This is a genomic window from Pseudomonas sp. LW8, from assembly GCF_041956865.1.
GTDB lineage: Bacteria > Pseudomonadota > Gammaproteobacteria > Pseudomonadales > Pseudomonadaceae > Aquipseudomonas > Aquipseudomonas siliginis.
The window spans coordinates 3,479,941-3,499,873 of record NZ_CP168138.1; the positions used below are offsets into that span (position 1 = coordinate 3,479,941).

General features: G+C 60.1%; 18 protein-coding genes and 1 pseudogene. 7 read left to right on the forward strand and 12 right to left on the reverse strand.

Going from position 1 to position 19,933, the window contains the following annotated elements; all coding sequences use genetic code 11:
• The gene (locus tag AB9L16_RS15760; RefSeq protein WP_375122366.1) at window positions 1–1,026 is read right to left on the reverse strand and encodes an acyltransferase family protein; all 1,026 of its coding nucleotides are present in this window, start codon (window positions 1,024–1,026) and stop codon (window positions 1–3) included.
• 88 nt (window positions 1,027–1,114) lie between these two features.
• Entirely contained in the window at window positions 1,115–2,473 is a 1,359-nt protein-coding gene (locus AB9L16_RS15765) for an MATE family efflux transporter (RefSeq protein ID WP_095182040.1), read from the reverse strand.
• Window positions 2,474–2,671: 198 nt separating this feature from the next.
• Between AB9L16_RS15765 and AB9L16_RS15770 the strand changes: the two genes are divergently transcribed.
• Entirely contained in the window at window positions 2,672–3,241 is a 570-nt protein-coding gene (locus AB9L16_RS15770) for a chorismate mutase (protein ID WP_375122367.1), read from the forward strand.
• A gap of 124 nt (window positions 3,242–3,365) precedes the next feature.
• Entirely contained in the window at window positions 3,366–3,923 is a 558-nt protein-coding gene (locus AB9L16_RS15775) for a phage infection protein (protein WP_375122368.1), read from the forward strand.
• A 74-nt stretch (window positions 3,924–3,997) separates the two neighbouring features.
• Here AB9L16_RS15775 and AB9L16_RS15780 read toward each other — a convergent pair whose 3' ends face one another.
• Window positions 3,998–4,333, reverse strand: a complete 336-nt coding sequence (locus AB9L16_RS15780) for a hypothetical protein (RefSeq protein ID WP_095182042.1) — start codon at window positions 4,331–4,333, stop codon at window positions 3,998–4,000.
• Window positions 4,334–4,510: 177 nt separating this feature from the next.
• Here AB9L16_RS15780 and AB9L16_RS15785 point away from each other — a divergent pair, with 177 nt between their 5' ends.
• Window positions 4,511–6,166 carry a diguanylate cyclase gene (locus AB9L16_RS15785; protein WP_252876550.1) on the forward strand — a complete coding sequence of 552 codons (1,656 nt, stop codon included), beginning with the start codon at window positions 4,511–4,513 and terminating at the stop codon, window positions 6,164–6,166.
• A gap of 532 nt (window positions 6,167–6,698) precedes the next feature.
• On the opposite strand, the gene AB9L16_RS15790 is transcribed toward AB9L16_RS15785, so the two are convergent.
• Both AB9L16_RS15790 and AB9L16_RS15795 read right to left on the reverse strand, forming a co-directional pair.
• Window positions 6,699–7,076 carry a c-type cytochrome gene (locus tag AB9L16_RS15790; protein WP_375122369.1) on the reverse strand — a complete coding sequence of 126 codons (378 nt, stop codon included), beginning with the start codon at window positions 7,074–7,076 and terminating at the stop codon, window positions 6,699–6,701.
• Window positions 7,077–7,116: 40 nt separating this feature from the next.
• Window positions 7,117–8,450: pseudogene (locus AB9L16_RS15795) on the reverse strand (PLP-dependent aminotransferase family protein).
• 89 nt (window positions 8,451–8,539) lie between these two features.
• On the opposite strand from AB9L16_RS15795, the gene AB9L16_RS15800 reads away from it, so the two are divergent.
• Window positions 8,540–9,433: a DMT family transporter gene (locus tag AB9L16_RS15800; protein ID WP_305381069.1), complete on the forward strand. Its 894-nt coding sequence runs from the start codon at window positions 8,540–8,542 to the stop codon at window positions 9,431–9,433.
• 3 nt (window positions 9,434–9,436) lie between these two features.
• Here AB9L16_RS15800 and AB9L16_RS15805 read toward each other — a convergent pair whose 3' ends face one another.
• Window positions 9,437–10,252: an AraC family transcriptional regulator gene (locus AB9L16_RS15805; RefSeq protein ID WP_150741130.1), complete on the reverse strand. Its 816-nt coding sequence runs from the start codon at window positions 10,250–10,252 to the stop codon at window positions 9,437–9,439.
• A 131-nt stretch (window positions 10,253–10,383) separates the two neighbouring features.
• Here AB9L16_RS15805 and AB9L16_RS15810 point away from each other — a divergent pair, with 131 nt between their 5' ends.
• Both AB9L16_RS15810 and AB9L16_RS15815 read left to right on the forward strand, forming a co-directional pair.
• On the forward strand, window positions 10,384–10,902 hold the full coding sequence (locus AB9L16_RS15810) for a carboxymuconolactone decarboxylase family protein (RefSeq protein ID WP_095182048.1): 519 nt from the start codon (window positions 10,384–10,386) through the stop codon (window positions 10,900–10,902).
• A 186-nt stretch (window positions 10,903–11,088) separates the two neighbouring features.
• Window positions 11,089–13,320 carry a response regulator gene (locus AB9L16_RS15815; RefSeq protein WP_375122370.1) on the forward strand — a complete coding sequence of 744 codons (2,232 nt, stop codon included), beginning with the start codon at window positions 11,089–11,091 and terminating at the stop codon, window positions 13,318–13,320.
• Here AB9L16_RS15815 and AB9L16_RS15820 read toward each other — a convergent pair.
• Window positions 13,288–14,733 carry a SulP family inorganic anion transporter gene (locus AB9L16_RS15820; protein WP_252867857.1) on the reverse strand — a complete coding sequence of 482 codons (1,446 nt, stop codon included), beginning with the start codon at window positions 14,731–14,733 and terminating at the stop codon, window positions 13,288–13,290. The two genes, AB9L16_RS15815 and AB9L16_RS15820, sit on opposite strands and share 33 nt — an antisense overlap.
• A 160-nt stretch (window positions 14,734–14,893) precedes the next feature.
• Between AB9L16_RS15820 and AB9L16_RS15825 the strand changes: the two genes are divergently transcribed.
• Complete coding sequence (locus AB9L16_RS15825) at window positions 14,894–15,208, forward strand: hypothetical protein (RefSeq protein ID WP_150741133.1); 315 nt, start codon at window positions 14,894–14,896, stop codon at window positions 15,206–15,208.
• 156 nt (window positions 15,209–15,364) lie between these two features.
• Here the strand turns inward: AB9L16_RS15825 and AB9L16_RS15830 are convergent, their stop codons facing one another.
• From AB9L16_RS15830 to AB9L16_RS15850, 5 genes are all read right to left on the reverse strand, one after another.
• Window positions 15,365–15,898, reverse strand: a complete 534-nt coding sequence (locus tag AB9L16_RS15830; RefSeq protein ID WP_095182052.1) for a cysteine hydrolase family protein — start codon at window positions 15,896–15,898, stop codon at window positions 15,365–15,367.
• Between the two features lie 64 nt (window positions 15,899–15,962).
• Complete coding sequence (gene ggt / locus AB9L16_RS15835; protein WP_095182053.1) at window positions 15,963–17,690, reverse strand: gamma-glutamyltransferase; 1,728 nt, start codon at window positions 17,688–17,690, stop codon at window positions 15,963–15,965.
• A gap of 148 nt (window positions 17,691–17,838) precedes the next feature.
• Window positions 17,839–18,426 carry an NUDIX domain-containing protein gene (locus AB9L16_RS15840; RefSeq protein ID WP_252867859.1) on the reverse strand — a complete coding sequence of 196 codons (588 nt, stop codon included), beginning with the start codon at window positions 18,424–18,426 and terminating at the stop codon, window positions 17,839–17,841.
• Window positions 18,427–18,524: 98 nt separating this feature from the next.
• Complete coding sequence (locus AB9L16_RS15845) at window positions 18,525–19,160, reverse strand: lytic polysaccharide monooxygenase auxiliary activity family 9 protein (protein ID WP_095182054.1); 636 nt, start codon at window positions 19,158–19,160, stop codon at window positions 18,525–18,527.
• A 207-nt stretch (window positions 19,161–19,367) separates the two neighbouring features.
• Window positions 19,368–19,808: a hemerythrin domain-containing protein gene (locus tag AB9L16_RS15850; protein WP_016775257.1), complete on the reverse strand. Its 441-nt coding sequence runs from the start codon at window positions 19,806–19,808 to the stop codon at window positions 19,368–19,370.
• Window positions 19,809–19,933 lie beyond the last annotated feature (125 nt).

A 19,933-nucleotide genomic window follows, 5' to 3' on the forward strand; every position in this document is an offset into this window, starting at 1 on the left:
TTATGCCAGTTCACGCTCACCCAAACGGGATACAATTTTCTCGGCGCTCCCCGGTTGAACCGGCCTTTCCTTCGCCCTGCCGCGCAGGTGGTGACGCAACTTCAGCGCCGGTCGCTCGACGCAGTAATACGTCAGGCCACTGCAGAAAAATGACAACGCCAGCACCGCTCCGACAACGTAGGCGTCATACGCGACGGGCCAAAAACCCCGCAGTAGATACATCACCACAAAGTGGTTAAGAAACACGCCATAACTGATATTGCCCAGGAACTCGTCCATCCGGTGGAATTTCAGTTTGGTCAACAGGTAGACCAAGGGAATGCCCACGGCGATACCCAGAGTGACTTCGGCATTGAACGGACGACGCTCAATCCATCCGACCATGATCGCTACAAACAGCAGTCCCGCCGCAACGGCTGTGCCGGTGACAACGACCATTGCTCTGATATTGCGTTGGTATAGATAACAGCCGCACAGGAAGATGAACAACACGCCCGGCAACAGACGATATCCATAGACGTCGGTATTGATGAAGCCCAGGCAGGCCAGCAGAAAAACCCCGACCGAGACAGCAAAGGCGACACCCTGCGCCTTGCAAATCAGCAGAAATGGAATCAGCAGGTAGAAACTCATTTCCAGCCCCAGCGACCAGCCCGGTGGCAGGATCTCGGTCCCGCCGACGCCGAACATGTAATAGCCAAGCGGTAGCATGAGCAAACTGGTGGACAGGGTCTTCCATGTCAGCTCAGCCGCTTGGGGCGTACCGGGCAACAGAAAATGAATAACCAGACACGAGGCGACGAAGTAGACCAGAAATTGCGGATACAACCTCAGAGCCCTGTCGATATAGAACAGACCGATCTTCCTCGGCTCACGGTAGTTTCGCTCGATGAGCGAAGCCATGACGAATCCACTGATGATCAGGAACGAGATGACGGCGATCACACCAGGATTCAGTCCGGCGAACTTTTTGCCCATATGAGATACAGCGACCAACACCGCCAACAGCAGTCGAAAAGCTCCCACTTGAACCCTCGTCATTCCCTTATTGTTGTGGGCGCATACGCTACGATGCTTTCGTCTCGGGGGACAGAGAAATGTTTGTCCGCCGTGCCTAAATCAACCGCTCGATCTTCTGGTGTTTCCAGACCAGTTTGTAATAGAGCGTCTGCAGTATCAGCATCCCCAGATAGGCAACCGGAAAAGCCATCCACACACCCTGCAAACCGAACTGCCCATCGAGCCAGTACGCCGCCGGCAACTGCACGCCGACCACGCAGACAATCGAAATGACCACCGGCACCAGGACGGTGCCGCTGGCGCGCATGATCCCGCCGATGATGGCCTGGAAGCCGAACACCAACAGGCTCCAGAGCATGATGTGCAGCAGATGCTCGGCCATCGCCCGGGTCGAGTCCTCGGTCAGGAACAGGCCCAGCAACCAGTGCGATAGCAGATAACCCAACACAATCAGGCCACCGGTCAGGCACACGTTGATCAACAGCCCGGTGCGCAGGATCGGCCCCATGCGTTGCAAATGCCCGGCGCCGATTGCCTGGGCACCGAGAATCGATGCGGTGATCGCAATCGACAGCGCCGGAAACTGCACATAGTTGACGATCTGCGTTACTGCGCCATACGCCGCCGTCGCTTGCGAGCCGTGCTGGTTGACCAGTGCCAGGATCACCAGCTCCGATAACGACAGCACGATCATCTGTACGCCGGTGGGCAGGCCGATGCGCAGGACCTTGCCGAGAATGACCCGATCCAGTCGCAATGCGGCAAAGAACTCTCGATCCGGCGCCAGCGGATGGCCCTTGCGGATCAGCCGCCAGGCCAGCCACGCCATTGCTGAGAGATTCCCCGCCAGCCCGGCATACGCCGCGCTCTGAATGCCCAACGGTGGCAAGCCCAGCCAGCCGCGAATCAATGCCGGCGTCAGCGCCAGCCCCACGGTGGTGGAGACGATCAGCGCGAGTAATGGCGACAGCGTATCGCTGACACCACGCAGCAATTGGGTGAACAGCACGAATACCAGTAGCGATGGCAGAATCCACAACATGACGTGGGCATAGTCCACCGCGTCGTCGAGCACATCCGCCGGCGTGCCCAACCCCGTCAGTGCCTGTCGCGCAAACACCGTGCCCAGCACCGCCGCGACCAAACCGATCAACACACCCAGTAGCAACGTCGCTCCGGCAATCGCCTTGACCATGTGCGTTTCGCGCGCGCCCCACGCCTGACCGATCAACACGCCCGCGCCAGCTCCAAGGCCGATGACCAGGGCGATGAAAAAGAACACGACGGGAAACATGCCGGATACCGCCGCCAGCGCCTGTGTGCCGAGCATCTGGCCGATATAGATGCTGTTGACCGTCCCGGACATCGATTGCAGGAAGTTCGACAGCACCATCGGCGCGAGAAACAGCAGATAGGTTTGCCAGAGCGGCTTGGCGAAGGTGGCGCTTTGCATTGAATGGAGGTCCATCTCGACGGCGGCAGGCCTGATTGACGATAGCTTCGGTGAGTTGCGTGCAGCGTGCAATCAACATTTCCCATCGGCGTTGATTGCCTGTTTTGCATTTGTGTAAATGCCAGGCATCGCTTTGTGTCAGTGTGCGGCTGTGGTAAATCAGCGATTCTCTCGACACTGACTATTGAGGCTCGGTTCATGCGTAACGTTGCAAATTTTCTGCTTGGCTCCCTCCTCGCTCTGTCGGCCGCCTACGCTCAGGCGGGCGCACCCGCAGCGGCGCCTGCTTCATTGAAACCGCTACTGGCCACTTTGAATGAACGCCTGAGCATCGGCGATCTGGTTGCGTTGACCAAGTGGGACAGCGGCAAGCCGATCCAGGACAGCCCGAGAGAGGCGCAGGTCATCGCCAATGCCCGAACTCTGGCCGCCGAACATCAACTCGACGCAGACGATGTCGCGCAACTGATCGCCGCACAGATGGAAGCGAACAAACTGGTGCAATACGGTCTGCTCGCGCAATGGCAAGCGGCAGGTGCTGCACCGGACACACCGCGTCCGGATCTGGGCAAACAGATCCGCCCGCGCCTGGATGAACTGCAAAAGCGCTTGTTGCAGCAGTACGCCGCCTTCGCGCCCTATCGCCAGGATCCGAATTGCCCGGCATGGCTGGCCAATGTCCGCAACGGTCTGGCCGCCGATGCGCTGCATGACATGGCGCTGATTCGTGCCAGCGGCGAGTTGTGCATTCGGGCAAAAGCCCTCTGAATCGCCGCTCATGGCAAACATCATCGGCGTCGATGTTCACCATCACGTCAATGAAGTTCTCATAAAAACTGCGCGGCGTAACATCGGCTCCAGACAAACAAACAACTTTCTGGAGCACACGATCATGAAACGCCAAACCCTTCTCGGCATCGCTTTCTCGGTTTTCGCAGTTAACGCTTTTGCAGTAACGCCTGCTCACACCCTGGTCGCTGAAGGCGGCTCGGACAAGCTGATCGAAAGCCGTCTGGCTGAAGGTGGTTCAGATCGTCTGCTCGAACGCCGTGTTGCTGAAGGCGGTTCGGATCGTCTCATCGAACGCCGTGTTGCCGAGGGTGGCTCCGATCGCTTGATCGATCGCCGCGTTGCTGAAGGAGGCTCTGATCGTCTGCTCGAACGCCGTATTGCCGAAGGTGGTTCCGATCGTCTGATCGAACGCCGCGTTGCTGAAGGTGGCTCTGATCGCTTGATCGAACGCCGCGTTGCTGAAGGTGGCTCTGATCGCTTGATCGAACGCCGCGTTGCTGAAGGTGGTTCCGATCGTCTGATCGAACGCCGCGTTGCCGAGGGTGGCTCTGATCGTCTGATCGAACGCCGCGTTGCCGAAGGTGGTTCGGATCGTCTGCTCGAACGCCGTGTTGCCGAAGGTGGTTCTGATCGTCTGATCGAACGCCGTGTCGCCTGAATCATCTGCATGACCGCAACACCCATGAAAAAGCCCGGCCTGATCAGCCGGGCTTTTTTGCATTCAACCGTCGCTTATTGCGCGGTTTTCAGCTTGACCACATCACCGGAGATGGTGGTGGTGTAACCGGTCAGGACCCAGGCCCAGAACCAGTTTTCCTGAACCTGCGTGTTGATCATTGCATCGCCGCCCTTGGCTTGGATGGCCGCGTTTTGCGCGCGCACAAATCGGCTGTTCTGGCGGATCGGGATGATGCCAAACAGCAGCAGGCCGGTGGCCGATGCTTCGCTGTGGCCAACCACGGTGTATTGGTTGCTGTCGTAATGGGCGGTTTTCATCGGGGCGCCGGTGCAACCTGCCAGAACCACACCGAACAGTGTGGCGGCGACTACTTTGCTGAGGTATTTCACGGTAAAACTCCATGGGAAAAAGCCCGGGATCCGTCTCTCGGGCGGCGCGCATTCTAACCAAAATGATGGCTCATTGGCATCAATCTTCTTTGTATTTACATGAACCCGTTCGCTGGCCGCCCATCGGCGATGTCGCATACCATGGCGCCACTTCAATAAAGACAGACACCCGCCTCCATGTTCAAAGCCAGTCTGCGTAGCCATCTCACCCTGTGGTTCGGCGGTTTGTCCCTGCTGACGTTATTGAGCGTCGGCTTTTATGTCGGTCACATCGCCACCGAACAAATGAAGCAGGCCAGCGGCAACGCCTTGCTGAACACCGCGCGTGCAGCGGCGACGCTGTTGGGCGAACAGCTGCGCGAACGGCAACTGGAGGTCTACCTGCTCAGTCGCGCACCGCATCTGGAGCGCGGAGATCTGGACAACCCAGCCATCCTCAAGTCGATGCAGTTGCGCACCCAGGCGCGCGCCGAATATGCGTGGATGGGCGTCACCGACGCCGAGGGCAACGTCCGCCAGGCCGTCAATGATCTGCTGGTCGGTCAATCAGTGCAGAAACGCCCGTGGTTCCAGATCGGCCTGCGCCGGCAATACACCGGCGATCCCCATGAAGCAGTGTTGCTGGCCAAGTTGTTGCCGGGCCTGCCCAATGGCGAGCCGCTGCGCTTCATCGATTTCGCCGCGCCGATCCACAATGCCGAAGGACAGGTGATTGGCGTGCTGGGCGCACATGCACACTGGAGTTGGGTAACGCGCATCGTCGAGTCGGCAGCGTTTTCCCACAAGAACTCGGCGCCGGATATCCAGGCGCTGATTGTCGATCACGACGGCAAGGTGCTCTACCCCGAAGCGCTGATGGGCCAACAGCTGGCGACCAACGATCCGGTATTGTCGGGCTGGACGGCGGCCAACGGTTACCTGACCAGCATGGTCACTGTGCCGACGCCATCGGGCACGGCGCTGTCGTGGTCGATCGCCATTCGCCAGCCACTGGAGACTGCGCTGCAACCGGCGCGGACGCTGCAATACGAATTGCTGATACTCGGCGTTTTCGCCGCCATCGTTTTCGGTCTGGTGGCTTATTACCTGGCGCTGTACCTGAGCCGCCCGATCGAACAACTCGCGCACTCGGCCAAACAGGTGCAAAACAACCAGTCCGGCGCGCAGTTCCAGCTGCAGCATCCGGTGCTGGAAATCGCCCAGCTCGGCCAGTCCATCGACGCAATGACGCAGTCGCTACTAGGCAAGGAGCGCGAACTGCAAGAAGCCAACGCCTCGCTGGAAGCCACCGTGGCGCAACGCACCGCCGCACTCACCGAGGCCAACGCCGAACTGCTGAGCCTGGCCACACACGACGGCTTGACCGGCGTTTACAACCGTCGCCGTTTTGACGAAAAAATCACTGAGTATTCGCTGCTGTCCCGACGCACCGGACGCCCGTTCGCCCTGCTGCTGATCGATGCCGACCACTTCAAACGCATCAATGACAGCCACGGCCACGCGGTCGGTGATGAGGTCCTGCAACAACTGGCGACCTTGATCCAGAACAGCGTGCGCAGCACCGATTTCGTCGCCCGCTACGGCGGCGAAGAGTTCGCCGTACTGCTGCCGGAAGTCGCGCAACCCGACACCCCGGAAGTCGTTGCCGAAAAAATTCGCATGGCAGTCGCCGAAGCGCAGTTTCCCGGCGTCGGCAACGTCACGGTGAGTATTGGCCTTGGCCTGGCAGATCCGGCAGACAACAACCACACGGCCCTGATCAAACGCGCCGATCAGCAGCTGTATCAGGCGAAAGCTGCGGGGCGCAATCAGGTGGCGTTCCATGCTCACTGACACCGCGTATATCAACCTGAGACAGGTCGGCCCGCCGGCCTCGCTGGCCAGCCAGCTCCTCCAGGGATGGGGGAAAACCGCAAATATGGGTCGGCAGGAGAACCGCTTTCGCGAGCAGGCTCGCTCCCACAGAAAAGCAAAGCAGCGCAGCTGCCCGCGGCGAAGCCGCCCCACTCAACAATGAGCGTTAGCTCGAGTGCTTTTGATCTTGCTTTTGATCCACCGGCGACGTCGGAAGGCTGAGCGGAGGGATTGATCCGGGGGTGGGAGCGCAGCGACCGTCTGGCGCAGCCAGACACAGCGAGTGTAGGTGCAGCGAAGCAAACCGGAGCCGCTGCGCCCGGATCGATCCCGCAGCGAAGGGACCCGAGCCTGCGAGGGCCGAACGCAGGAGCAAGCCTTTTGGGTTACCTTTTTGCTGGGCCGGCACTCCGGCGTTTGAAAAAGGTGACCCGCCGTAAGGGCGGAACCCTAAGCAGCCGTTACCGCAGCAATGGATATGTACTCAATCAGCCAGGAAACCATCGCCCGACTAGGGCTCAGCACTGAACTTCTGCAGATAAGCCAACAAATTATTCAACTTCTCCTCATCACTCAGCCCCCAGAAAATCATCCGCGTCCCCGGCACCACCCCTTTCGGATCCTTCAGATAAGCCTTCAACGTCGCCCGATCCCAAGTAATCCCCGAGTTCTTCATCGCAGCGGAATAAACATAATTGGCCGAAGCCCCCGCAGCCCGGCCAACGATGCCGTTCAACTGCGGACCAAACCCCGAACGAGCCGACTCGCCAACCTGATGGCAACCGCCGCACAGACGCGGAAAGATTTTCGCCCCGGCTTCAGGATCGCCCTCAGCCTGAGCGCTGGTGCTGAAGATCAAGGCGAGAAGCAGTGCTGTGGTGAATTTCATTAAACAGTCCAAACCTGGCTTTGCATGGCGTGAACGCAGTTTACAGATAAGCGCCGACAATCGTTCCGACAGTGATCAACGCCTGACACAACACCTTCATGTCCACCGAACCCAACGCCAGACGAATCGCATGGGGCGTATTGGCCGACAGCGAAAACGGCTCGGCGGTGGTGACCGAAATCTGCTGCTGCATCAACTCGACCACGATCTGATCGGCACGCACATCTTCGGGCAACGGCAACCACAGAAAATACGAGGCCGGATGAGCAATGTAGCGCAGCCCCTTCAGCACCTCGGCGGCCAAGGCCTGTCGCGCCATCGCATCACTACGCTTCTGCTCCTCAAGCACGGTGACGGTGCCGTCGTCGAGCCAACCGCACGCAATGGCGGTCATCACCCCGGGCGTGTTCCACGTTGTCGCGCGAATGATTCGTTCCAGTGCGGGCACTTGAGGCAGCGGCGCCGCGATGAAGCCGACCCGCAATCCGGTGGCGATGTTTTTCGACAGGCCCGATACGTAAAACGTCCGTTCCGGTGCCAGATCGATCAAGGTTCGCGGCGGATTTTCCACCAGAAACGCGTAGGCCGCATCTTCGATAAGTGTCAGATCATAGCGCCGGGCAATCGCCACCAATTGCTCGCGCTGTTCCAGTGGCATGACCCAGCCCAGCGGATTGTGCAGCGTCGGCATGCTGTACACGGCGCGCACCGCACGCTGGCGGCAGAGCCTGTCCAGTGCCGGCAAATCCGGGCCGTGCTCCGTCATCGGGATCGCCAGCACTTCCAGATGCAACGCGTCGGCCAGCACCTTGAACCCGGAATACGTCAGCGCATCGGCGGCGATCACATCACCGGGTTTGAGCAGGGCCATCAGCGTCACCGCCAAACCTTGCTGAGCGCCATTGACGATCAGCACTTCGGTCGGCTCCAACGGTCACGCCGCGTGTCGACAAGATGTCGCGCCACCGAGGCGCGTTCGTGGGCACGTCCGGCGTGGGGTTGATAACGCAGCAACGCTTCGAGATCGCCGGACAACGCCAGTTGCCGCAACGCCGTGCGCAACAGCTCAGCCTGACCGGGCAACGACGGATAGTTGAAATTCAGGTCGATCATGCCGACCGCTACGTCTTTCTGATCGATGCCCTGCCCCGGCGCCAGCGACGTTTCCCGCACAAAAGTGCCGCGCCCGGCTTCGCCACTGACCAGGCCCATCGCCTCAAGCTCGGCATAAACCCGTGAAGCGGTAACCAGCGCCAGTCCTTCCTGCGCCGCCAGTTGCCGATGCGTAGGCAATCGCGTGCCCGGCGGCAGTCGTCCGCCACGAATATCCGCCGCGTAACGGTCAACCAAGGTCTTGTAACGGGATCGGGGCATGCCGGCTGTATCCATGACAATTTTTTGATTGTGCTGATTCTCAGCCCTAGGATCGCCGCAATACAACCCACTATTTGAGCGCGACCGACATGCACACAACATCGACTGCGGCCAACCCGGCGCTGGAAAAAACCAGCGGCTGGATCAACGGTTTTATCGGCGTGCTGATTTTCAGCGGTTCACTGCCGGCCACACGCTTGGCGGTGCTGGAATTCGATCCGGTGTTTCTGACCGTGGTGCGAGCAGCGATTGCCGGCGCACTGGCGGTCGGACTTCTGCTGTTGTTCAAGCAACCGCGACCGTCGCGCCATCAGTGGCTGTCGCTGGTGATTGTGGCGCTGGGCGTGGTGTTGGGTTTTCCGCTGCTGACCGCGTTGGCATTGCAGCACGTAACGTCAGCGCATTCGATCGTGTTTGTAGGATTGCTGCCGCTGGCCACGGCAATGTTTGGTGTCTTGCGTGGCGGTGAGCGGCCACGGCCGGTGTTCTGGATCTTTTCGGTGCTGGGCAGCGCATTGGTGGTGGGCTTCGCTCTGTCGCAAGGCCTAAGCGCCTCGCCCATCGGGGATCTGCTGATGCTCGCGGCGATTCTCGCCTGCGGCCTCGGTTACGCCGAAGGCGCGAAACTGTCACGCAGCCTCGGCGGCTGGCAGGTGATCTGCTGGGCGCTGGTAATGTCGTTACCGCTGATGGCAGTGCTGAGCCTGTGGCTGGCGCCCGCCTCGTTCGGCAACATCAGCTTGCCTGCGTGGATGTGCCTGGGCTACGTGTCGCTGTTCAGCATGCTGATCGGCTTTGTGTTCTGGTATCGCGGCCTGGCCCAGGGCGGGATTGCGGCGGTCGGGCAGTTGCAGTTGCTGCAGCCGTTTTTCGGTCTGGCGCTGGCGGCGACGTTGCTGCATGAGCAGGTCAGCGTCGGCATGCTCGGCGTAACGCTTGGGGTGATTCTTTGCGTGGCCGGAGCGAAGAAATTCGCCAGGTAATGTTCAGTGTCCGGCTTTCCATTGCCGAGGACTCAGCCCGGTCTTGCGCCGAAACGCCCGGGCCAGCGCCGACGGACTTTCGTAACCGACCTCTTCGGCAATCAGCGCAATCGGCCGGCCTTCGCGCAGGCGTTTCTGCGCAAGACTGACGCGCCAGCTCAGCAGATAATCGGCCGGCGTCTGCCCGACCACGCGGCGAAACTGCTCGGCGAAACCGGCGCGGGACTGGTTCGCCGCCGCCGCGAGATCGGCCACACTCCAAGGCTTGTGCGGCTGCTCATGGATCAGGTTCAAAGCGCGAGACAAGCGCGGGTCAGCCAGCCCGGCCATCATGCCCGGTTGCTGATCTCGACTGCCGATGAGATGGCGCAGCAACAGAATCACCAGCAATTCGAACAGGCGATCCATCACCGCCACGCGCCCGCAATGCCCTTCAAAGGCTTCATTGAACAGCCAGTCAAGGGTGCTGCGCAGTTCCGGGATGTCGGTGAGTTTCAATACCAGATAGTCGGGTAGCGCGGCGGCCAGGGCATTGCCCGAGCCGCCGTCGAAGGTCAGCGATGCACAGACAATCTGACTGGCCATGGCTTCGTCGGCAAACATTCGATGGGTAAACGGCCGGGGAAAGAAAATCAGTGACGGTTCGTCCAGACGGATCTCCCGCTCGTTGCCCGGTTTGAGCAGCAACGCCCCGGCTTGCAGAACATGCACGTGCCCGACCGGCTCGCCTTCGTGAACGCTCACGCCGCAAAACGCGCCGCTATGGAAGGTGCCGGCGTTCACGCCGAAATGACTGAGTAATGTGGAAAGGCGATCCATGGCTGACTCCCGAAGGCATATCTGGACGATCTGCCGCATATCCTCGACGATTTGCCGCCAAAGCGCCATTGGCAGCCCCTAAGATCTCTCCATCGCCGCTGCACTTCGCTGCGGAATTTCGGAGAATCACCATGAGCCGCATCCCCGCTATCAGCCTCGACACCGCCACCGATGCCACCCGTCCTGCACTGGAAGGCGTGAAGAAAAAAATCGGCTTCCTGCCCAACGTCTTCACTACCCTCGCCCAAGCGCCAGTTGCATTCGACACTTACCTGCAAGCTTCGGCGATCCTCGGCAAGACCTCGCTCAGCGCCCAGGAAAAAGAAGCCGTCTACCTCGCCACTTCGCAAGTAAACGGCTGCGACTACTGCCTGTCCGCACACACAATGTTCGCCGGCAAGGCCGGGCTCTCGCCACAGGACATCGTCGCGGCCCGTCACGGCGAACTGAATGCCTACGCCGCCCTCGCCCGCCAACTGACCGAAACCCGTGGCCACTTGAGCGATGAACAATTGGCCGCTGCCCGCGCTGCCGGTATCGATGACCGCAAGATCATCGAAGTGATTGCCCTAGTGGCCGTGCAGACATTGACCAACTACCTGAACAACACGGCGTTGACCGACATTGATTTCCCGACCGTCGAGGCCTGAGCAGTCGCTCACGAACTGAAGAAAAATCCGCTGGCGAAAAGATGCTCTTTTCGCCAGCGCTGTTTTTTGCTGCCATGATGTAGGTCAGAATAATTCGCAGCGCAAACAGTGTCTGGTGCGCTGAAACCAAACACCCTGCGCGCAGGTCTTTGTTCTCAGACAAATGCCCGGAAAGATACGAACCCCATGACAGACTGGTTGCAAGACAACGGCGAGATGGCCGGGCAGATCCGCCGTCACGACTGGGCGAATTCGCCCCTCGGCCCGTTGGAACACTGGCCCGATGTACTCAAGACCACTGTCTCGCTCAGTCTCGCGTCGCATTTCCCTCAGGCGATCGTCTGGGGTCCGCAACTGATCACCCTTTATAACGACGCCTTCGTGCCGATTCTCGGCGACAAGCCGCATGCGCTGGGACGTCCTTTCAGCGACATCTGGAAAGAAGCCTGGCATGAGATCAGCCCGATAGCCGAGGCGGCCTATGCCGGCCAAGCCACCTACATCGAAAACTTTGCCCTGAAGATCGAACGCGGCAACGGTCCGGAGCAGGCGTTCTTCACTTTCTGCTACAGCCCGATTCGTGACTCGCTGGGCAATGTCGTCGGCATGCTCGACACGGTCACCGAGACCACCCAGACCGTTTATCTCAACCAACGCCTGGCCGTCCTCGATGCCATCGGCGAAGCGGTGACCAATGCCACCGATGCGCAAGCAATCCTGGCGGCGAGCACCCGGCTGATGGTCGAGCAGTTGCAATTGTCCAACTGCGCGTACGCCGACATGGATGCCGACGAGGACGGCTTCACCATTCGCGGCGACTATGCGGCACCGGGTTCGCCAAGCATCGTCGGCCACTACCGCCTGCGCGATTTCGGTGAGAAGGCAGTGCGTCTGCTGCGCGCCGGGGAACCGCTGGTCATCCATGACAACCGCAGCGAGCTACCACCGGAAGAGTCGGCGACCTTTCAGGCCATCGGTATTACCGCGACCATTTGTGTACCACTGATCAAGCAGGGCCGTCTGACCGCATTGATGGCCGTCCACGACAAAGTGCCGCGGGTCTGGTCGCAATTTGAGCAGGCATTGATGAGCGAAGTGACCGAACGGTGCTGGGCGCACATCGAGCGGGTGCGCGCCGATGCCAATGTGCGCGAAGGCCTGCTGGCGCTGGCTGAGCTCAACGCCACGCTGGAGCAACGGGTCGAAGAGCGCAGCTTGCGCCTGGCCCAGGCCGAGTCGGCGTTGCGCCAGTCGCAGAAGCTCGAAGCCATCGGCCAATTGACCGGCGGCGTCGCCCACGACTTCAACAATCTGCTGACGATCATTCGTTCGTCGGTGGATTTTCTGCGCCAGCCCAACCTGCCGGAAGAACGCCGTCAGCGCTACATGCGCGCGGTGTCCGACACCGTCGAGCGCGCCTCCAAGCTGACCAGCCAGTTGCTCGCCTTCGCCCGCCGCCAGCCGCTCAATCCGCAGGTAGTCGACGCCGGCGAACGTTTGGCAAACATCGGCGAGATGCTCGAATCGGTCACCGGCGCGCAGATTCACGTGTGCGTCGAACGCCCGGATCACCCCTGCTACATCCGTGTCGACCTCAGTCAGTTCGAAACCGCGTTGATCAACATTGCGCTTAACGCCCGCGACGCCATGAATGGTCAAGGTGAGCTGAAATTGCGCCTGGAGTGCCACAAAGCGCTGCCGCCGATTCGCGGTCACGCCGGGTCCAGCAGCCATTTCGTGTCGATTGCCCTGGCCGACACCGGTGCCGGCATCGACGCACACACCCTTGAACACATCTTCGAACCGTTCTTTACCACCAAGGCTGTCGGCAAAGGCACGGGGCTGGGGCTGTCGCAGGTGTTCGGCTTCGCCAAGCAATCGGGCGGCAACGTCGACGTCTCCAGCGTCCTTGGACAAGGCACCGAGTTCACCTTGTATTTGCCGCAAGTGCCGGCGGACGAGGCTGAACAGGACAACATTGAGGACGATGGCGAGGTGCAGCCGGCCTGCGAAAAACGCCGGGTACTGGTGGTCGAGGACAATCTCGATGTTGGTCGTTTTGCCAACCAGATCCTCCAGGATCTGGGCTATGAAACCGCATGGGCAACCAACGCTGAAGAAGCCCTGCAGTTGGCGGGCGGCGATGCCAGCGCGTTCGATGCGGTGTTTTCCGACGTGGTCATGCCGGGCATCACCGGCGTCGCGTTGGCCAGGGAGCTGCGCCAGCGCCGCCCCGATCTACCGGTGATTCTGACCTCCGGCTACAGCGAAGAACTGGCCCGCAGCGGGTACGAAGGTTTCGAGTTTCTCGCCAAGCCCTATTCCGCCGAACAGGTCTCGCGGATTCTCGGCAAGACCTGGCTCAAGGACGCAAAACCAGCGGCGTCAGTCGTGATCGACGCCGGCGCGCTTGAGTAATTTCTTGCAGCGTTCCGACAGGTGAAACACCTGTAAATGCTTGCCAGCCTTGGCGTAGCGTTCACGCAGGGTTTTCAACGCGGCAATCGCCGAGTAATCGACAAAGCTCAGGTGCCGGCAGTCGAGAGTGACTTTCGCCGGATCGTTGGCCGGATCGAACTGATTGAGAAACGGCGTGGTCGAGGCAAAGAACAGCGTCCCGTGCAGGCGATAGAGCTTGCTGCCGTCGGCCTCCAGGTGTTCATCGGCGTACAGTTCGCGCGCCTGCTGCCAGGCGAAGTTGAGCGCGGCGATGATGATCCCGCACAGCACGGCCGTGGCCAGATCGGTGAACACGGTGATGGTGGTCACGGCGATGATCACCAGCACATCGTGCAGCGGCACCTTGTTGATCACCCGCAACGACGCCCAGGCGAACGTCTGCTGCGATACCACAAACATCACCCCCACCAGTGCGGCCAGCGGAATACGCTCGATCAGCGGCGACAGAAACAGAATGAACAACAGAATCAGCACACCGGCAACAACACCGGACAAGCGCCCGCGCCCGCCGGAGCTGAGGTTGATCACGGTCTGGCCGATCATCGCGCAACCGCCCATGCCGCCGAACGCACCGGACACCATGTTGGCCGCGCCGAGCGCCACGCACTCACGATCCGGATAGCCACGGGTCTCGGTGATTTCGTCGGTCAGGTTCAGTGTCAGCAAGGTTTCCAGCAGGCCGACCATCGCCATCAGGACCGCGTACGGAGCGATGATGCGCAGCGTTTCCAGGCTCCACGGAATGTCCGGCATGGCGAAAGTCGGCAGACCGCCGGCAATGTGCGCCATGTCGCCGAGGGTGCGGGTCGGCAGGCCGAAGAGGTAAACCAGCAGGCCGACACCAAGGATCGCCACCAGCGCCGGCGGTACCGCTTTGGTCAGGCGCGGCAGGATGTAAACGATGGCCATGGTCAGTAGCACCAGCCCGGTCATCAGATACAGCGGCGTACCGCTGAGCCAGTGCTCGCCGCTTTTGAAGTGCTCCAGTTGCGCCAGGGCAATGATGATCGCCAGGCCGTTGACGAAACCGAGCATCACCGGATGCGGCACCATGCGCACCAGTTTGCCCAAGCGCAACAGCCCGAACGCCATCATGATCAGACCGCCGAGCAGCACCGTTGCCAGCAGATATTGCACGCCGTGTTGCACCACCAGCGCGACGATCACCACCGCCATCGAGCCCGCCGCGCCGGAAACCATGCCCGGCCGGCCGCCAAACAGCGCCGTCAGCGTACAAATGATGAAAGCGCCATACAGGCCCATCAGCGGATTGAGATGCGCGACCAGGGCGAAAGCAATGCATTCGGGCAACAGGGCGAACGAGGTGGTGAGTCCGGCGAGGACATCGGCGCGCAGACGAATCGGTTTCATGGCTTACCTGACTGAGCGGCCGCTGGGCACGGCTGCTGTTTTCGCGAAAAAAGAGGGAGGCGAATGTTACGGAATTGTTCGGCCTCGGGCCAGTGAAACGCTGACATGGAGTGGCGCGGGCCTTATCCTTGCAGGCTTGTCCATCGAATCGAGTCGCAGCATGTCAGCGTTTTTGTCCGCCCGGGATGTGTGTCAGCGTCTGCGCGAAGCTGCGCTGGGCGTGCTTGCGTTCGAAGTCTGCGAGGTAATGTCCCAGTCCGGGCTGATTGCCGTTTACATCGAGGGCTGGCATCTGCTGTTGGACTTCGCCGAGGGACACTTGCATCACTGTGAATACGCGCGCAACTGCGCCGGGGACGAAGCGACGCTGGACACTTGGCAGCGTTATGGCACGGACCCGGTGAGTCTGCTCAGCACATGGGAACTGGCGCAGATCGAGCGGTTGCTGCGTGATGCGAATCGCGTCCAAACCTAGTGCATCGTTTCCGACTGCGGTGCTCTCTGATGTTGAGACCGACCAAATGCCTGTGGGAGCGAGCCTGCTCGCGAAGGCGGTATATCAGTCGGTTTGATGTTGGCTGTCATAGCGCTTTCGCGAGCAGGCTCGCTCCCACAGGGGGTTTGTGTGAGTTCAGAAGGTGATTTGGGCTGCCGGTTTGACGTCGATCCGTGCCACGGAACTGGTCAGGGCGGCGAAGTCCTTGTTGTGTTGGGCAATGATGTCTTCGGCGCTCATGTTGCCGTTATCGACCGTCGAATGTGCATCTTGCGCGACTACGACGTCGTAGCCCAGCTTATGCGCGCTGCGCACCGTGGCGTTGACGCAGTAATCGGTTTGCAGGCCGCAGATGATCAGGCGTTCGAAGTCCTCGCTGGGCAGCAGCTTGCCGAGATCGGTCTGGTAGAAAGAATCCCCGGTAGTCTTGCCTACACGCAGGTCTTTCGTCGAAGTCAGCAAACCTTCGGCCAGTTGCCAACCGTCCGCGCCATGCACGAACGGACCGTCCTTTTCTTCGTGCTGAATCAACACCACCGGAACGCCAGCCGTGCGGGCGCGTTGGCTGAGATCATTGATCGTGGCGATCACGCGGTCGATTTCAAAACACTGATATTCACCAGCACACAGCGCCTGCTGGACGTCGATGATCAGTAATGCGGTGGTCATGTCGAGCCTTCCTTGATCAGTCCTTGAGATGGGGCGGACCTGAGCCCGCCCCTTTTTACTCCGCTCAGTAACCCAGTGACAAGCCGGTATTACGCCGTGGATCATTGGCGCCGTAGAAGCGATTCTTGCCAACCGGTTTGCCGTCCAGTGACGGCGCGCCGACCAGAATCGCGGCGATGTGGTTGGGATCCTGCGGGCCGGCAAACTTGTGGCCCCAGCTCTCGAGGAGCTTTTTCGTATCCGGGCTGGCGGCGAAGTCTTCGAGGTTGGTTTCCTCCGGCATCCACTGCTGATGGAAGCGCGGCGCGTCGACCGCTTCCTGCAGCCCCATGCCGTAATCGATCACATTGAGCATGGTCAGCAAGGTCGCGGTGATGATCCGGCTACCGCCCGGCGTGCCGACCACCATCACCACTTTGCCATCCTTGGTGACGATGGTCGGACTCATTGACGACAGCGGCGCCTTGCCCGGCGCGATGGCATTGGCTTCCCCCTGAACCAGACCGTACATGTTCGGCACGCCGACCTTGGAGGTGAAGTCGTCCATTTCGTCGTTGAGGATCACCCCGGTCTTGCTCGCCATCACGCCAGCGCCGAACCAGTCATTAAGGGTGTAGGTGACCGAAACGGCATTGCCCCACTTGTCGACGATCGAATAGTGCGTGGTGTTGCTGCCTTCATGCGGCGCTACACCGGGTTTGAGCTCAGCCGACACGCCGGCCTTTTGCGGCTGGATGGCGTTGCGCAGTTTGGTCGCATAGTTCTTGTCCAGCAGGTGCTCGATCGGATTCTTCACGAAATCCGGATCGCCGAGGTAGCTGTTGCGATCAACGTACGCGTGGCGCATCGCTTCGATCTGGTAGTGCATGCCCTGAGCGGAATGGAAGCCCAGGTCCTTCATCGGATAGCCTTCGAGGATATTCATGATCTGGCAGATCACCACCCCGCCGGAGCTGGGCGGTGGCGCCGAGACTACGTGATAGCCGCGATAATCGCATTCCACCGGGGCCAGTTCGCGAGTCTTGTATTTGTCCAGGTCGGCCTGGCTGATGATGCCTTTGTTGGCTTGGCTGGACGTGACAATGGCATCGGCGACCCAACCTTTGTAGAAGCCGTCGGCGCCCTTCTCGGAAATCGTCCGCAGGGTTTTCGCCAGATCCTTCTGCACCAGTTTCTGCCCGACCTGCATCGGCTCGCCGTTGCTGAGGAAGATCGAGCCGGAATCGCGCATGTCCTTCTTGAACACATCCGTCGCGTATTCGAGCAGCTCGACATCGCCCTGCTGCAGCTCGAAACCGTCTTCGGCCAGTTTGATCGCCGGGGCAATCATGTCCTTGCGCTGTTTGGTGCCATATTTGCTCAGCGCCAGCTCCATGCCGGACACAGTGCCCGGCACCCCGACGGCCAGATGGCCGCGCGTGCTCAGTTCCGGAATGACGTTACCGTCCTTGTCCAGATACATGTTGGCGGTCGCTGCCAGCGGGGCTTTCTCGCGGAAGTCGAGAAAGGTCTTGCGCCCGTCCGCCAGTTGAATAGTCATGAACCCGCCGCCGCCAAGGTTGCCCGCAGCCGGATAGACCACCGCCAGCGCATAGCCCACGGCCACTGCCGCATCCACGGCATTGCCGCCGTTTTTCAACACATCGACGCCGACATGGGTCGCCAGATGTTGCGCGGTGACCACCATGCCGTTTTCCGCCGCAACCGGCGCCACTGATGCCGCGTGAGCCATGAGACAGCTGAGCGCCAGGGAGGTCGCAATGAGCGATCTGGCCAAAGGTTCGTACTTCATGAGTCGATCTCTTTTTGTTTTTGGGGACTGCGCAAAACGCAGGGCAGCGCTTCAGGAGCAACAAGCAGTATGGCCGGCTTTGCGTATTGCGCCTCCCCGTTCAGCCAGTATGCTGAGCCATCGCAGCCGTTGGCAGCTCCTGCCCGAATCAAGCGAAGAGGTTATTCATCGCTGCGTATTGCAACAGCATGATGGTCTTGGCGTCACAGATCTCGCCGCGTTGAAATGCTGCCAGTGCCTTATCGAAGCCCCATTCGAGCACTTCCAGTTCTTCGGTTTCCTCTTCCAGCCCACCACCGTCGCTGACTTTGGACGCGGCGTCGTATTCGGCGATAAAAAAGTGCAGCTTCTCCGTCACCGAGCCGGGGCTCATATACGCCTCGAATACTTTCTTCACGTCATGCACGCGATAACCGGTTTCCTCCTCGGCTTCGTCACGAATGCGTTGCTCCGGCGCGGCACCTTCCAGCAACCCCGCCGCCACCTCGATCAACAATCCATCGTGGCCGTTGACGAACACCGGCAAACGAAACTGGCGGGTCAGCACCACCGTGCGCTTTTCGCGGTTGAACAGCAGAATCGCCGCGCCGTTGCCCCGGTCGTAGACCTCGCGGGTCTGGCGCTGCCATTCGCCGTTGTTGCGGTGGTAATCGAAAGTGATTTTCTTCAACAGATACCAGTCGTGGGACAACACCTGAGTGTCGACGATGTTGACCCGTTCGGCTGTGTTGGACATCGCGTCTGATCCTGTTTTCATGGGGGACTGCCATGGTCGGACAATTGCGCCGACAAAAAAAGCCCGGCAGCGCTACCGGGCTCGTTCAGCCTGGGTTGTTACTGGAAGTCGACGTCGAAGGCCTGGTAGAAGGCGTTGCCGGTGTTGGCGACGATCCACATCAGCACAATGACGTGATGACCCTTCTTGTTCGTCGGCAGTTGCACTTGGTGATCAACCTTGGCCTTCAATTCGCCGGCATGGCTGTAATACGGCACTTGCGGGTAGAAGTCTTCGAAGAACGGCTGGGTTTCGAGCTGCGCACGGCTGATGCGTTGCTGTGGATCCCAGCCGTCTTTGGTGATCAGCCAGCGATAACCACGGGTGGTGTGCGGCGCGGTGTACGCCCAGCTGACCTCGAGAATCTGCCCCGGATCGACATTAAGCAGCGGCCAGTTGAATGAACGGCCGAGCTTCTTGCTCATCTCGTCGTCGGTGTAATTGACGCAATCGCGGGCATCGGTCTTGCCGCCGCTGAGAATGTAGCCATCGGCCGGCGGCGCGACGCTGTCCGAGTCGGTCTCGAAGGGTTGCGGGAACGGCCCGGCATTCACGGCCGGAAAGTTTTTGCCGCCCTCCATTTCATTGACTTGCCAAGCGCCGAGCAAGCCGAGGTCAATGGCCACTGCGCCGCGACTTGCTGGCGAGATGACACGACCGTGTTTGAGTTGGGTTTGTGGGATTGCCTGATTCATCATGTTCACTCCGTTGATTTGAGAACTCTCCTTCCCGAGGAGAGGCCTTCAAGCTAACGGAGGTGAATTTTTTGTCCATCGGCGCTTTTGTCACAGTCCCACCGTGCAAGACGTAAAACGCCCGGAAATACTGGATGCATAACCAGTGCCCGACGACGCATCGCACTCAACGTGTAGCTGAACACCTACACGCCGAGTCGCCTTTGGTCATTCAGACAGTTGCGCCTGATACTCCTTTTCGTACTGCCCGGCGAGTTGCGTTTTCTGTTTATCGTCGAGCAGCTTGCCGGCCATTTGGAAGAACTTGTGCTCTTCTTCCTCGAGGTGATGATGAACCTTGTCGGAGAGCTTCTTGGCCGTGGCCAGCCACGCCGGACTGGACATCTCGGTCTCGTCGAGTTCTTCCATCATCTCGTCCATTTCGTGGTGCTCGGCGATGGCGTGGCGGCTCAGGTCAACGCCTTCGTCGATTTCCATCAACGGGATGTAGAAGTGCCGCTCTTCAGCGGTTTCATGCGCTTGCAGTTCTGCTTTGAGCTGCTTGTAGGCCTCGACCCGCTCAGGGCTGTCGCCGCTGGTCGCGATCAGAGCCTTGGCGTAAGTGCGCTGGCGCTCGTGGCTTTCGCGCAGGGCTTCAAAAATATTCACGGGATTTCCTCATCAATCGCGCTCAGGGAAAGACGCGATAAAAGCCTAGACCGCAACGCTGGTTTGACGGTTCCGCTTGTTCGATCGAAGGGCTTGGAGGCGTTTGCCCGGACGGGTTAGGCTGG